Consider the following 15113-nt stretch of genomic DNA (forward strand, 5'->3'; position numbering starts at 1 on the left):
CTGGGTGCCTCGCTGGAAGGCGCCCATGATCGCCGCGGTCTCCGCTCCCGAGCGGGAGGGAGTGGAGGCGGTCGGGGCGCTGCCGGGCACGATGGCCATGGGCCGCTTGCGGCGCCGCTTGGGCAGGCCGTCGACGGTGGTGCTCGGGGCCGGGCCGGACTCGGGGCCGCCGCGGGTGGGTGCGGCGACGGCGGGTACGGGGGCGGCCGGCGCCGGTTCCCGCTGCTCGGGTGCGTTGGTGAGCAGGTCGTGCGGCAGGAGAAGGACCGCACGTACGCCGCCGTAGGGCGACGTGGAGTCCACCGACACCTCGAAGCCGAAGCGCTCGGCGAGGACGCCGATCACCGCGAACCCGAACTGCGGCGGGTTACCGAGCCCGGAGACGCCCGAGACACGGTCGCTGGAGAGGAGTTTCTCCGCGCGGGCCCGCTCCTCGTCGTTCATGCCGACACCGGCGTCGTCCACGACGATACAAATACCCTTAGGCACGGTGCGAATGTTGATTTCGACAACCGTGTCCGGGCTTGAATAACTGGTCGCGTTGTCGAGCATTTCAGCGAGCGCCAGCGCGACCGGTTCCACGGCGCGGCTGGTGATGCCGAAATCGACCTGCGAGAGAATTTCCACCCGCCGGTAATGGCGGATCCTGCCCTGCGCGCTGCGGACCACGTCGTAGACCGACGCGACATCGCGCTGACGGCCCAGCCATCCGTCGCAGAGGACGGCGATGGACTGGGCCCGGCGGCCGAACTGAGAGTTCGTGTGGTCGATCTCCAGAAGGTCCTGGAGGATGACCGACTCGCCGTATTTGTTCTGCAGCCGGGAGACAATCAACTGCTGTTCCGCGGCAAGGCCCTGAAGGGTCCGCATGGCGGACTTCAGGACTGTTTTCGTAGCCTCGTCGGCTCTTTCCTGGGCTGCCTCGACGGATTTCGCGTACCCGTTCTCCAGCTCGTCGTGCCGAGCCCTGAGATCTGCGAACTCCTGCCGTGACGTCCGCGCCGCCCTGCGCTGACGAACAATGAGCGCGACGGCGGCGATCACGGCGATGAGGAGAGCCCAGAGTACCGGGTTCTGTATGTAATCAGTCATAAGACTCTCTTCAGGCGACTGACGGCCAGTTGCTGAATTCCCGTCAATGCGGGTGGACCGGCGGGACCGCCCGCATCGGGACCACCGCCCGGACTGTCCCCGGAGCCGGGGATGTCGTCCTTCACCCATCCGCCCGCTCTACAAGCGCCGTGATCGTATCACCACACGATGCGATCACAGACAGCCAACGGGGGTGCCCCAGATGAACATTGACGGTTAGTCAGTAACCCTGAAGCGGACCAGGTCCGGCACAACCGATAAACGGGCTTCCGCGGCATTCGGGAGACAATCGAGGCGTTGGGAACGTTTTACGGGAAGTCGCCTGGAACTCACCGGGTCAAGAAACGACAAAACCCGCACCCGGGAATCCCGGATGCGGGTGACGTCTGTGCGGATGCCTTCCGCGCCCCCTCACCGAGCGGAAGCCGCTCGATACAGAGGGTGATATGTGTCCGAGGGGGGACTTGAACCCCCACGCCCGATAAAGGGCACTAGCACCTCAAGCTAGCGCGTCTGCCATTCCGCCACCCGGACCAGGTGTCTGCCGCCGCGGGTGTTCCCCGTGGCGACATGGACAACAATACCAAGCTTTCGGAGTGCGTTTCACCCGAGTATCCGCTGGCCGGGGGCCTGCGCGGGCGTCCGGGCGGGGCCCGCCTCCCGCCGTCACGAAGCGTGCGCGAACGGTCACGGATGGCCGCCGGGCGACCTCGGAGGGCGGGGTGACGGCCGGCGCCCGAGGTGTGGCTCGGGGCGGCGCCCGTCGGGTGCGCCGCCCCGAGTCCTGTCTCAGGGCATCAGCTGGTACTCGGGGAAGTTCCCCGGCAGCCGCTCCCCCGCCGGCCCTCGGGTGACCGCCCGCACGAGCAGTTCGCCGCCGACGAAGGCCCCGCGCCAGGACGCCCCGAAGCCGCCGAACAGTTCGTCGCGGTCGCCGCGGGAACGGGGCGTGCCGTGACCGACCTTGAAGGCGCGGATCTGCGGGGCCAGCCGCTCGTAGGTGGCGCGGTCGTCGGTGGACAGGGTGGCGACCAGCGCCCCGTTGGAGGCGTTCATCGCGGCGAGCAGTTCCGCCTCCGTGTCGACCAGGACGATGGTGTCGACCGGGCCGAAGGGTTCCGCGTGGTGCAGCGGGGACGACGGCGGCGGGTTGAGGAGCGTGACGGGACGGACGTACGCGGAGATGTCCTGGCCGGGCAGGAAGCGGGCCTCCGCCGGGTCGCCGCGGTACAGCGGGACGGCGCCCCGGTCGATGGCCTCGGCGACCTGGTCGTGCAGCTCCTTGGCCTTGGCCGCGTTGATGACCGGCCCGAAGTCCAGGCGTGGCCAGGGGTCGTCGCGCCGCTCGACGGCGAGGGGGTGGCCGACGGTCAGGGTGCGCACCGCGGGGAGGTAGGCCGCGAGGAACGCGTCGAACAGCTCGCGCTGGACGACGAAGCGCGGGTACGCCGTGCAGCGCTGCTTGCCGTAGTCGAACAGCTTCGGGACGAGGGCCGCGAAGGTGTCCCAGTCCGTGTGGTTCCAGATGCCCCAGGTGTTGAGTCCTTCCTGTTCGAGGATGTGCCGTTTACCGAGGTCGGTGACGGCGGTGGCGACGGCCGCGCCGGTGTCGCGGCCCCCGACGAAGGAGACGCAGCCGATCTCGGGCGCCCGCACCAGCGCCTCCGACAACTCTCCCCCGCTGCCGCTGACGAGGGTGACCGGGACGCCCTCGCGGGCGGCGAGGGCGCAGGCCAGGGTGAGACAGGCGACGCCGCCGTCGGTCGGGGTCTTGGCGATGACCGCGTTGCCCGCGAGTGCTTGGACCAGTACCGCGTGAACGAGCACGCTCATCGGGTAGTTCCAGCTCGCGATGTTGGACACCGGGCCGTCCAGCGGGGCCCGGCCGGCCAGCATCCCTTCGATGCCGTCGACGTACCAGCGCACCCCGTCGACGGCCCGGTCGACGTCCGCCTGGGCGAGCCGCCAGGGTTTGCCGATCTCCCAGACGAGCAGCAGCGCGAGGAGTTCGCGGTGGGCGGCGAGGGCGTCGAGGGTGGCGGCGACGCGGGCCCGGCGTTCGGCCAGCGGGAGGTGGCGCCAGGCGCGGTGCTGGTCGAGGGAGGCGCGGACCGCCCGGTGGGCGGTGGCCCGGTCCAGTCGGGGCGGTCCGGTGATCGGGCCGCCGTCGACCGGGCTGGTGGCGGGCAGGGTCCGGCCGTCGGCCTGCCAGGAGGCGTTCCAGAGGTTGAGGACGCGGTCCTCGCGGAAGGCCTCGGGGGCGGCGGTGAGGCAGCGTCGCCAGGCGTCGGCCCAGGACGTGCCGGATTTGAGGGTGAGGGTGGCTGCCATACGGTCGCTCCGCTCTCGGTGCACGGTCGAGAGGAAAGGGGGAGGAAGAGTGGCCTGAGGAGGAAGACGCGGGCGCCGGTCGGTGTCCGCGCGGCGACGGGCGTCAGGTCCGGTTGCCGAGCAGGTCGAGCACGAGCCGCGCGGTCTCGGTCGGTGTGCTCCCCACCCGTACCCCGGCCGCCTCCAGCGCCACCTTCTTCGCCTGCGCGGTCCCCGAGGAGCCGGAGACGATCGCGCCGGCGTGGCCCATGGTCTTGCCCTCGGGCGCGGTGAAGCCGGCGAGGTAGCCGACGACGGGTTTGGTGATGTGGTCGCGGATGTGGGCGGCGGCCCGTTCCTCCGCGTCGCCGCCGATCTCCCCGATGAGGACGACGAGGTCGGTGTCCGGATCGTCCTCGAAGGCGGTCAGGCAGTCGATGTGGGTGGTCCCGACGACCGGATCGCCGCCGATGCCGACACAGGTGGAGAAGCCGATGTCACGTAGTTCGTACATGAGTTGGTACGTCAGCGTCCCCGACTTGGAGACCAGGCCGATACGGCCGGGTTTGGCGATGTCGGCGGGGATGATGCCGGCGTTGGACTGGCCGGGGCTGATCAGGCCGGGGCAGTTGGGGCCGATGACACGGGTGCCGCGTGCCTTCGCGTACGTGGTGAAGGCGACGGAGTCGTGGACCGGGACGCCCTCGGTGATGACGACGGCGAGGCCGATGCCGGCGTCGGCGGCCTCGGTGACGGCCGACCTGGCGAAGGCGGGCGGGACGAAGACGACGGTGACATCGGCGCCGGTCGACCGCATACCGTCGGCGACCGACCCGAAGACGGGTACCGCGCGGTCGCCGAAGTCGACGGTGCGGCCCGCCTTGCGGGGGTTGACGCCGCCGACCACGTCGGTGCCGGCGGCGATCATGCGTCGGGTGTGCTTCATGCCCTCGCCGCCGGTCATGCCCTGGACGAGGACCTTGCTCTCCTTGGTGAGGTACACGGCCATGGTCTCTCCTCAGGCTGCGGTGGCGAGTCGGGCGGCGCGGCGGGCGGCGCCGTCCATGGTGGTGGCCTGTTCGACCAGGGGATGCCGGTGCTCGTCGAGGATCGCGCGACCTCGGGCGGCGTTGTTGCCGTCGAGCCGGACGACGAGCGGCCTGGTCAGCCGTACGGTGTCCAGGGCGCGCACGATGCCCTCGGCGACCGCGTCGCAGGCGGTGATTCCGCCGAAGACGTTGACGAGGACCGACTTCACGGCCGGGTCGGACAGGATGACGGCAAGTCCGTCGGCCATGACACCGGCCGATGCTCCCCCGCCGATGTCGAGGAAGTTGGCGGGGCGGGCGCCGCAGCCGGCGACCACGTCGAGCGTCGACATGACCAGGCCCGCGCCGTTGCCGATGATGCCGACCTCGCCGTCCAGCTTCACGTAGGTGAGGCCCTTCGCGGCAGCCGCGGCCTCCAGCGGATCGCCGTGCTCGGCGGCTGTGCCGCCCCAACGGGCCTGCCGGAAGGCGGCGTTGTCGTCGAGGGTGACCTTGCCGTCGAGGGCGACCAGCCGGCCCTGCCGGGTGCGCACGAGCGGGTTGACCTCGACGAGGAGGGCATCCTCGCGGACCAGCACCTGCCAGAGGCGGACCAGGACGTCGACGGCCTGCGCCGGCAGTCCGGCCGCGGCGGTGATCTCGGCGGCCTTCGCCGAGGTGACGCCCCGGGCCGGGTCGATGGGTATACGGGCGACGGCATCCGGGCGACGGGTGGCGACCTCCTCTATCTCCGTGCCGCCCTCGGCGGAGGCGATGGCCAGGAAGCGGCCGGCCGCGCGGTCGAGGACGTAGGAGACGTAGAACTCGCTCTCGATGTCGACCGGCTGGGCCAGCATCACGGCGCCGACCGTGTGGCCCTTGATGTCCATACCGAGGATCTGACGGGCTGTCAGTTCGGCGGCGGCGGGGTTCGCGGCGAGCTTGACGCCGCCCGCCTTGCCGCGCCCGCCCGTCTTGACCTGCGCCTTCACGACGGTCCGGCCGCCGAGCCTGCGGGCGATCTCGCGCGCCTCCTTGGGTGAGCCGGTCACCTCGGCACGCGGCACCGCGATGCCGTGTTCCTCGAAGAGTTCCCTTGCCTGGTGTTCGTACAGGTCCATCTCGGCTCCCGTCTGCGAAGTCATCGCGAGGCCGAACTCCGATGACTGAAAGTGCCGCACGCCCCCTGGACACCACCCACCGGATGCGGGATAACAAGCTTCATACAGTATTCGTCGACTGTATGCAATGTACCGCGAGAGCTTTCCACCCCCTACGAAGGGACGGGACTTCGCCATGCCCGACGACACCCAGGACGCCATCTCCGGTGGTCATCTCGTCGCCAAGGCCCTCAAGGCCGAGGGCGTCGAGCGCATCTACACCCTGTGCGGCGGCCACATCATCGACATCTACGACGGCTGCGTCGACGAGGGCATAGAAGTCGTCGACGTCCGCCACGAGCAGGTGGCCGCCCACGCCGCCGACGGTTACGCCCGTATCACCGGCAAGCCGGGCTGCGCGGTCGTCACGGCAGGACCCGGCACCACCGACGCCGTCACCGGTGTCGCCAACGCCTTCCGCGCCGAGTCACCGATGCTCCTGATCGGCGGTCAGGGCGCCCTCAGTCAGCACAAGATGGGATCCCTCCAGGACCTGCCGCACGTCGACATGATGGCGCCGATCACCAAGTTCTCGGCGACCGTGCCCGACACAGCACGCGCCGCGGACATGGTGTCCATGGCGTTCCGCGAGTGCTACCACGGCGCGCCCGGCCCCTCCTTCCTGGAGATCCCGCGCGACGTCCTGGACGCCAGGGTGCCCGCCGCGAAGGCGCGGGTGCCGCAGGCCGGCGCCTACCGCGCCTCCACCCGCTCGGCCGGCGACCCCGAGGCCGTCGAGAAACTCGCCGACCTCCTCACCCACGCCTCGAAGCCCGCCATCCTGCTGGGCAGCCAGGTGTGGACCACCCGCGGCACCGAGGCGGCCGTCGATCTGGTCCGCACCCTGAACATCCCGGCGTACATGAACGGCGCCGGCCGCGGCACCCTCCCGCCCGGCGACCCGCACCACTTCCAGCTCTCCCGCCGTTACGCCTTCTCCCACGCCGACGTCATCGTGATCGTGGGCACACCCTTCGACTTCCGCATGGGCTACGGCAAGCGGCTGTCCCCGGACGCGACCGTCGTGCAGATCGACCTCGACTACCGGACCGTCGGCAAGAACCGCGACATCGACCTCGGCATCGTCGGCGACCCCGGCCTGGTGCTGAAGTCGGTGACCGAGGCAGCCTCGGGACGCATCAATGGGGGCGCGTCCCGGCGCAAGGAGTGGCTCGACGAGCTGCGCGCCGCCGAGCAGAGCGCCCTGGAGAAGCGGCTGCCGCAACTGCGCTCGGACGCCTCACCCATCCACCCCTACCGCCTGGTCAGCGAGATCAACGACTTCCTCACCGAGGACTCCATCTACATCGGCGACGGCGGCGACATCGTCACCTTCTCCGGGCAGGTCGTGCAGCCCAAGTCGCCGGGCCACTGGATGGACCCGGGCCCGCTGGGCACCCTCGGCGTCGGCATCCCCTTCGTCCTCGCCGCCAAACAGGCCCGGCCCGACAAGGAGGTCGTCGCCCTCTTCGGCGACGGCGCGTTCTCCCTCACCGGCTGGGACTTCGAGACCCTCGTCCGCTACGACCTCCCCTTCGTCGGCATCGTCGGCAACAACTCCTCCATGAACCAGATCCGTTACGGCCAGGCCGCCAAGTACGGCAAGGAGCGCGAGCGGATCGGCAACACCCTCGGCGACGTCCACTACGACAAGTTCGCCCAGATGCTGGGCGGTTACGGCGAGGAGGTCCGCGACCCCGCCGACATCGGCCCCGCGCTGCGGCGCGCCCGCGAGTCCGGGAAGCCCTCGCTGATCAACGTCTGGGTCGACCCCGACGCGTACGCCCCCGGAACCATGAACCAGACCATGTACAAGTGAGGAGCGCCGGTCATGACCAAGGCACTCGAAGGCATCCGCGTCCTGGACATGACGCACGTCCAGTCCGGGCCCTCGGCGACCCAGCTGCTCGCCTGGCTCGGCGCCGACGTCGTCAAGCTGGAGGCGCCCTCCGGTGACATCACGCGCAGGCAGCTGCGCGATCTCCCGGACGTCGACTCCCTCTACTTCACGATGCTCAACTGCAACAAGCGGAGCATCACCCTCAACACCAAGACCGAGCGCGGCAAGGAGATCCTCACCGAGCTGATCCGGCGCTCCGACGTCATGGTCGAGAACTTCGGTCCGGGCGCGGTCGACCGGATGGGCTTCACCTGGGACCGCGTCCAGGAGATCAATCCACGGATCGTCTATGCCTCCATCAAGGGGTTCGGGGACGGCCCGTACACCAACTTCAAGGCGTACGAGGTCGTCGCCCAGGCCATGGGCGGGTCGATGTCGACCACCGGTTTCGAGGACGGGCCGCCGCTGGCGACGGGGGCCCAGATCGGGGACTCGGGGACGGGTGTGCACGCGGTGGCGGGGATCCTCGCGGCGCTGTACCAGCGCGAGAACACCGGGCGCGGTCAGCGCGTCAACGTGGCCATGCAGCATGCCGTGCTCAACCTGTGCCGGGTGAAGCTGCGGGACCAGCAACGCCTGGCACACGGACCGCTCGCCGAATATCCCAACGACGACTTCGGCGACGAGGTTCCCCGCTCCGGTAACGCGTCCGGCGGCGGCCAGCCCGGCTGGGCCGTCAGGTGCGCGCCGGGCGGCCCGAACGACTACGTCTACGTCATCGTGCAGCCCGTCGGCTGGCGGCCGGTCAGCGAACTGATCGGCCGGCCCGAGCTGGCGGACGACCCCGAGTGGGCGACGCCCGAGGCCCGCCTGCCCAAGCTGGGCAAGATGTTCCAGCTGATCGAGGAGTGGTCCTCGACGCTGCCCAAGTGGGAGGTGCTGGACCGGCTCAACTCCCACGGCATCCCGTGCGGCCCGATCCTGTCCACCAGGGAGATCATCGAGGACGAGTCGCTGGCCGCCAACGAGATGGTGGTCCGCGTACCGCACCCCGAGCGCGGCGAGTTCGTGACCGTCGGCAGCCCCCTCAAGCTGTCCGACTCCCCCGTCGAGGTGACCGGCTCCCCGCTCCTCGGCCAGCACAACGAAGAGGTCTACGTGGGCGAACTCGGCCTCGGTGACGAGGAACTGCGCCTGCTCAAGTCGAACGGGGTGATCTGACGTGATGGCCGAGGACCGGATGCCGAGGGTGCGCGCGCTGCTCGACGCGGTACGCGCCGAGGGCCGGACCGCGCTGACCGCGCCCGAGGGCAAGGTGGTGGCGGACGCCTACGGGATCGCCGTACCGGGCGAGGAACTGGCGGTCGACGTCGAGGAGGCCGTGGCGTACGCGGCGCGGTTCGCCGGGCCGGTCGTGATGAAGATCGTCTCGCCGGACATCCTGCACAAGACCGACGCCGGCGGGGTCGTCGTCGGCGTCGGGGGTGCGGCGGACGTACGGGCCGCGTTCCACCAGATCGTGGCCAACGCGCGCGCCTATGACGCCGACGCGCGCATCACGGGCGTACAGATCCAGGAGCTGCTGCCGAAGGGGCAGGAGGTCATCGTCGGCGCGGTCACCGATCCGACGTTCGGCAAGGTCGTGGCGTTCGGGCTCGGCGGGGTGCTCGTGGAGGTACTCAAGGACGTCACCTTCCGGCTGGCGCCGGTGGACGCCGACGAGGCGCTGTCGATGCTCGACTCGATCCGGGCGGCGGAGATCCTGCGCGGGGTGCGCGGACAGGCCGCCGTGGACCGGTGGGCCGTCGCCGAGCAGATCCGCCGGGTGTCCGAACTGGTCGCCGAGTTCCCGGAGATCGCCGAGGTGGACCTCAACCCGGTGATCGCCACCGCGGAGGGCGCGGTCGCCGCGGACATCCGCGTGATCCTGTCCGACACCCCGGTGAAGGAACGCAGGCGCTACACGCGCGCGGAGATCCTCACCTCGATGCGGCGGCTCATGGAGCCCGTCTCCGTCGCCGTGATCGGTGCCTCGAACGAGCAGGGCAAGATCGGCAACTCGGTGATGCGCAACCTGATCGACGGCGGCTTCGCCGGGGACATCCATCCGGTGAATCCACGCGCCGACGACATCCTGGGCCGCAAGGCGTACCGGAGTGTCGCCGACGTTCCCGGTGAGGTGGATGTGGCGGTCTTCGCGATCCCCGCCAAGTTCGTGGCCTCGGCCCTGGAGGAGGTGGGACGCAAGAAGATCCCCAACGCCGTACTCATCCCCTCCGGGTTCGCGGAGACCGGCGAGCACGCCCTCCAGGACGAGATCGTGGCCATCGCCGAGCGGTACGGCATCCGCCTCCTCGGGCCGAACATCTACGGCTACTACTCGACCTGGCAGGACCTGTGCGCCACGTTCTGCACGCCCTACGACGTCAAGGGCGGGGTCGCGCTGACCTCGCAGTCCGGGGGCATCGGCATGGCCGTCCTGGGGTTCGCCCGGACCACGAGGACGGGCGTGTCGGCGATCGTGGGGCTCGGCAACAAGTCCGACCTAGACGAGGACGACCTGCTGACCTGGTTCGGCGAGGATCCGCACACCCGGTGCATCGCGATGCACCTGGAGGACCTCAAGGACGGGCGCGCCTTCGTGGAGGCCGCGCGGGCGACCGTCCCGAAGAAGCCCGTCGTCGTGCTCAAGGCGGGGCGTACGGCGGCCGGTGCCAGGGCCGCCGGCTCGCACACGGGCGCGCTGGCGGGCGACGACGCCGTGTACGACGACATCCTGCGCCAGGCGGGGGTCATCCGGGCCCCCGGCCTGACCGAGATGCTGGAGTACGCGCGCGCGTTGCCCGTCCTTCCCACCCCGAAGGGCGACCACATCGTGATCATCACGGGGGCCGGCGGCAGCGGCGTGCTTCTGTCGGACGCGGTGACCGACAACGGCCTGACGCTGATGGAGATCCCGCCCGACCTGGACGCATCCTTCCGGAAGTTCATCCCGCCGTTCGGCGCGGCAGGCAACCCCGTCGACATCACCGGGGGCGAGCCGCCGTCGACGTACGAGGCGACGATCCGTCTCGGTCTGGAGGATCCGCGCATCCACGCGCTCGTCCTCGGCTACTGGCACACCATCGTCACTCCCCCGATGGTGTTCGCGGAGCTGACCGCGCGCGTGGTGGCCGAGTTCCGCGCGCGGGGCGTCGAGAAGCCCGTGGTGGCCTCCCTCGCGGGTGACGTGGAGGTCGAGGAGGCCTGCCAGTACCTGTACGAGCGGGGGGTCGTCGCCTACCCGTACACGACGGAGCGGCCGGTCGAGGTGCTCGGCGCGAAGTACCGGTGGGCGCGGGCGGCCGGGTTGCTGGGAGGCCATTCATGAGGTGACCCGGCGAGGGGCCGGCCGACGGTGCGCGTCGGCCGGCCCCGGGACCCGCGCGCGCACGAAAGGCATGGGACAGGGGGCGCTGGCCAGATCTTTCGACGCAAGGGGTACGACACACATGACAACCACCGACTTCTCCCCGTCCCTCCCCTACCGGGAGGTGACGGACCGCAATGGCCGCCTGTACCGGATCGGCGAGACCGACCGGGACATCATGGGACGACCACGCTGGACCATGGTGCTCTTCCCGTGGATCGGCATGATGGGCATCAGCTCCTCGGAGTACGCGTTCACCTCCGCCGAGGACACCCTGCACGAGGCCCACCTGTGGGACAGCGGGCACATCTTCTGGCTGATGGGGGTCTGGGTCTTCTTCCAGGCCGCCGTGGCCTTCCCCGCCGGACAGCTGCGCGAGAGCGGCAGGCTCCCCGCGCGGTACGCGATGATGCTCGGCGCGCTGGGCACGGTCTGCGGCTATCTCTCGCTGGCGTTCGCGCCGCACGTGATCGTCGCCTACATCGGGTTCGGCATGTTCAGCGGCATCGGCGCCGGCCTCGTCTACGCGACCTGCGTGAACATGGTCGGCAAGTGGTATCCGGAACGCAAGGGCGGCAAGACCGGCATGGTCAACGGCGGTTTCGCCTACGGCTCGGTGCCCTTCGTGTTCCTGTTCACCTCGTACATGGACCTCGGCAACTACGAGGTCGTCCTGGTGCTGGTGGGCCTGATCTGCTGCTCGGTCGTCGCCGTCGCCGGCTGGTTCTTCCAGGACCCGCCGAAGAACTGGTGGCCCTCGAACGTCGACCCGCTGCGCCAGACCGACGACCCGAAGATCCGCCGCGCGCTGGAGAAGAACCCGCCGGCGGCCAAGCAGTACACCCCGAAGGAGGCCGCCCGCACACCCGTCCTGTGGATGATGTGGTTCTGTCTGCTGTGCACCGCCGGCATCAACATCTTCGGCATCGCCTTCCAGGTGCCGTTCGGCAAGGACATGGGCTTCGCGGGCGGCATCGTCGCCACGGCGATGTCCCTGAAGGCCATCGTGAACGGCACCGGACGCGGGGTGATCGGCTGGATCTCCGACAAGTTCGGCCGCCGTCACACACTGATCATCGTGTGCCTGGTGCTGGGCACCGCCCAGTTCGGGGTGCTGGTCTCCGGGCAGATGGGCAGCATGCCGTTCTTCCTGTTCTGCTCCATGGTCTCCGGCTTCGGCGGCGGCGCGATCTTCCCGCTGTTCGCGGCCATGACGGCGGACTACTTCGGCGAGAACAACAACGCCTCCAACTACGGCATGGTCTACAGCTCCAAACTGATCTCGGGCCTGGTCGGATCCGGGATGGGCGCCGTCGTGGTCGCCGCGTGGGACTACGAGGGGGCGTTCGTCATCGCGGGGTCCGTCGGCCTGGCCTCCGCCGTCCTGGCGCTCTTCCTGAAGGCTCCGGACCGGCCGAACCCCCGCCACGTCGTCCCCAACCCGCACCCGCTCGGCGAGGAGACGGCGTGACGTGATTCTGGACGGAACGAACCGGGCGGCCCTTCCCGCGAGGTGCGGGAAGGGCCGCCCGGTCTGCGGGTGCGGATGCGGTCAGCCGCGTCGCCTGCGCAGCGCCGCGAGGTTGTCGTAGCCGGTCCTGGCGTGACGCAGGGACTGCGCGGGATCGGTGGAGCTGGGCGCGTTGTCCTGCTCCACCATCGGGTTGTGGTAGTTGCGGTCCCCGACCCGGGAGAAGAACGTGGTGTAGTCGATGACGCCCGTCCCGAAGGGCACCATGTCGTAGCCCTGTCCGTTGGTGGTGTTGACGGTGCCGTCCTTGGCGTGGAACAGCGGGTAGCGCTTGTTGTGGCGGGCGACGAGTGCGGCCGGGTCGAAGACCTTCTCCCGGACGGAGCCGTCGTGCGCGGTGTAGGTGTGGAACTTGTACTGGGCCACGTGCGCCCAGAAGATGTCCATCTCCAGCCAGACGTACTTCGGGTCGGTGACCTTCAGGAAGTACTCCAGCTTGCGGATGCCGGAACTGCGGGTGGGCCGGCCGAGGTCGTCCAGCGGGCCCCCGTCGAGGAGGAAGCCGTAGGCGGCGTCGTGGTTGTGGGTGTAGAGCTTGACGCCCTCGCGGCGGGCGATCCTCCCGAGGGCGTTCCACTTGTCGGCGGCGACGTCCCAGTCGGCCCGGTAGGAGCTGTTGACGGGGTCGCCGCCGGTGCCCATGTGGTCCATGCCCAGGATGTTGGCGATCTCCAGGTGCTTCTTGAAGGTGTCCAGGTCGGCGGTGGTCAGCGGCCAGGAGGGCGGTATGAAGCCGTGGTTGCCCTGGGCGCGCAGGCCGTAGTCGTCCAGCCAGCGCCGCAGCAGCCTGGCGCCCTCGACGGAGTCCAGTGCGGCGCCGCCGGGCGCGTTGGCGTGCTGGCCGTAGCCGGCGAACTCGACCTGGCGGTAGCCGTAGCGCGCCAGTTGCCCGAAGACCTCCCGGAAGCCCGAGGGCAGATCGGTGGAGAGCGGGTCGCGGCCGATCGCGTCGCGGACGGTGTAGAGGATGATGCCGCGCCTGTGGGCCGGCACGAGCACGTCACCGCCGTGTCCGTGGCCGCCGTGGCCGGGGCTTCTGTCCTGGTCCTGGGCGAAGGCCGGTGAGGCGCCGAGGACGGGCGCGGCGATCGCCGCGCCCGCGACAGCGGTGCAGGTGCTGAGGAAGCGGCGGCGACCGATGCCGAGGCCGCGGCGCAGGGCCTCGTCGGGGCCCGCGGTGGTGTCGGGGGCGTCGGTGCGGGACGAGTCGGAGTGCGGGGTCACGGGTGCCTGCCTTCTGTCGTGGTCCGCCCCCGAGCTGCGGGGCGGCCTGTTGTCAGTGGTGCGTGTTTCACTGAAAGCGGCTGGAACTCGGCAGCCGTACGTCAGCCGAGTCCGGCGAGGTGGAGCAGGAGTTGCTTGACATCGGTGGCCGCGATCCGGTCACCGACGGCGCGGGGGGTGGAGCAGATGAGGAGCGGACCGTCGTCGTCGCTCGCGGGTGGGCGGCCGTGGCTGCCCCGGACAGGTGACGCATCGAGAGGCACGACCGCCATGCGGTACCGCATACCGAGCTTCTTGCGGGCCAGCGCGGTGGCCGCCTTGACCTTCACATAGGGGTCGAGCGGGTCCATGAACAGCTCGGCCGGGTCGTAGCCGGGTTTGCGGTGGATCTCGACGAGCCGGGCGAAGTCGGGTGCGCGAGCGTCGTCGAGCCAGTAGTAGTACGTGAACCAGGCGTCCGGCTCCGCGACGGCGACAAGCTCGCCCGAGCGCGGATGGTCGAGGTGGTGCGCCTTCTTGCCCTCGTCGTCGAGGAGTTCGGCGACACCGGGCAGCTCGGCGAGAGCGGCCCGGGTGGCGTCCAGGTCCTCGGGGCGGCGCACATACACGTGGGCGATCTGGTGGTCCGCGACCGCGAAGGCACGGGACGCCATCGGGTCGAGGTACTCCATGCCGTCCTGGGTGTGCACCTCCAGCAGTCCCGCGCGGCGCAGGGCGCGGTTGATGTCGACGGGCCGGCTCACCGGGGTGATGCCGTACTCGGACAGCGCGACGACGGTACGGCCCTGCGCACGTGCCTCGTCCAGCAGGGGGGCCAGGGCGGCGTCCAGGTCGGCGGCGGCCCGCAGGGAGCGCGGGTCGTCGGGGCCGAAGCGCTGGAGGTCGTAGTCGAGGTGAGGGAGGTAGCACAGGGCGAGGTCGGGCCGGCGGGTGCGCAGGATGTGCCGGGTGGCGTCGATGATCCAGCGGCTGGAGACCAGGTCCGCGCCCGGTCCCCAGAAGTGGAAGAGGGGGAAGGTGCCGAGTTTCTCGGTGAGTTCGTCGTGCAGGGCCGGTGGCCGGGTGTAGCAGTCGGGCTCCTTGCGGCCGTCGGCGTAGTAGACGGGACGGGGGGTGACGGTGAAGTCGGTGTCGGCGCCCATGGCGTACCACCAGCAGATGTTGGCGACCGTGTAGCCGGGGTACGCCCGGCGGGCGGCGTCCCACAGCTTGTCCCCGGCGACGAGACCGTTGTGCTGGCGCCACAGCAGGACGTCGCCGAGTTCACGGAAGTACCAGCCGTTGCCGACGATGCCGTGCTCGGACGGGTGCGTGCCGGTGAGAAAGGTGGACTGGGCGGCGCAGGTGACGGCGGGCAGGACGGTGCCGAGGGGCGCCCTGGAGCCCGACCGGGCGAGGGACGTGAGGTTGGGCATGTGGTGGAGGAGACGGGGGGTGAGACCGACGACGTCGAGGACGAGGAGGGGGACAGGGCGGCGTTCCGGGGCCGCGGCGGGCTCCGGCGTGGCGTCCGGGGCGG

At 70.2% G+C, this 15113-nt stretch carries 10 protein-coding genes and 1 tRNA gene; 4 read left to right on the forward strand and 7 right to left on the reverse strand.

The window, feature by feature from the left end:
- The 5 genes from BZL64_RS16755 to sucC all read right to left on the reverse strand — a co-directional run.
- The coding region (locus BZL64_RS16755) for an ATP-binding protein (RefSeq protein WP_086769993.1) at positions 1-1092 on the reverse strand (1092 nt) is incomplete at its 3' end.
- Between the two features lie 449 nt (positions 1093-1541).
- Positions 1542-1626, reverse strand: a tRNA-Leu gene (locus BZL64_RS16760).
- Between the two features lie 255 nt (positions 1627-1881).
- The gene (locus tag BZL64_RS16765; protein ID WP_086769994.1) at positions 1882-3423 is read right to left on the reverse strand and encodes an aldehyde dehydrogenase family protein; all 1542 of its coding nucleotides are present in this window, start codon (positions 3421-3423) and stop codon (positions 1882-1884) included.
- Between the two features lie 103 nt (positions 3424-3526).
- Complete coding sequence (sucD, locus tag BZL64_RS16770) at positions 3527-4411, reverse strand: succinate--CoA ligase subunit alpha (protein WP_086769995.1); 885 nt, start codon at positions 4409-4411, stop codon at positions 3527-3529.
- A 9-nt stretch (positions 4412-4420) separates the two neighbouring features.
- Entirely contained in the window at positions 4421-5551 is a 1131-nt protein-coding gene (gene sucC, locus BZL64_RS16775) for an ADP-forming succinate--CoA ligase subunit beta (protein ID WP_086769996.1), read from the reverse strand.
- 175 nt (positions 5552-5726) lie between these two features.
- On the opposite strand from sucC, the gene BZL64_RS16780 reads away from it, so the two are divergent.
- From BZL64_RS16780 to BZL64_RS16795, 4 genes are all read left to right on the forward strand, one after another.
- Positions 5727-7409, forward strand: a complete 1683-nt coding sequence (locus BZL64_RS16780) for a thiamine pyrophosphate-binding protein (RefSeq protein ID WP_086769997.1) — start codon at positions 5727-5729, stop codon at positions 7407-7409.
- A 12-nt stretch (positions 7410-7421) separates the two neighbouring features.
- Entirely contained in the window at positions 7422-8651 is a 1230-nt protein-coding gene (gene frc / locus BZL64_RS16785) for a formyl-CoA transferase (RefSeq protein ID WP_086769998.1), read from the forward strand.
- A 4-nt stretch (positions 8652-8655) separates the two neighbouring features.
- Positions 8656-10800 carry an acetate--CoA ligase family protein gene (locus BZL64_RS16790; protein ID WP_086770002.1) on the forward strand — a complete coding sequence of 715 codons (2145 nt, stop codon included), beginning with the start codon at positions 8656-8658 and terminating at the stop codon, positions 10798-10800.
- A 121-nt stretch (positions 10801-10921) separates the two neighbouring features.
- Positions 10922-12310, forward strand: a complete 1389-nt coding sequence (locus tag BZL64_RS16795; RefSeq protein WP_086769999.1) for an OFA family MFS transporter — start codon at positions 10922-10924, stop codon at positions 12308-12310.
- Positions 12311-12391: 81 nt separating this feature from the next.
- On the opposite strand, the gene BZL64_RS16800 is transcribed toward BZL64_RS16795, so the two are convergent.
- On the reverse strand, positions 12392-13594 hold the full coding sequence (locus BZL64_RS16800; RefSeq protein ID WP_086770000.1) for a sugar phosphate isomerase/epimerase family protein: 1203 nt from the start codon (positions 13592-13594) through the stop codon (positions 12392-12394).
- Positions 13595-13695: 101 nt separating this feature from the next.
- On the reverse strand, positions 13696-15113 hold a 1418-nt coding region (locus BZL64_RS16805; RefSeq protein WP_086770001.1), incomplete at its 5' end, for an alkaline phosphatase family protein.

Origin of the sequence: Streptomyces bobili (assembly GCF_002154575.1) — a bacterium.
GTDB classification, from domain to species: Bacteria; Actinomycetota; Actinomycetes; order Streptomycetales; family Streptomycetaceae; genus Streptomyces; species Streptomyces bobili.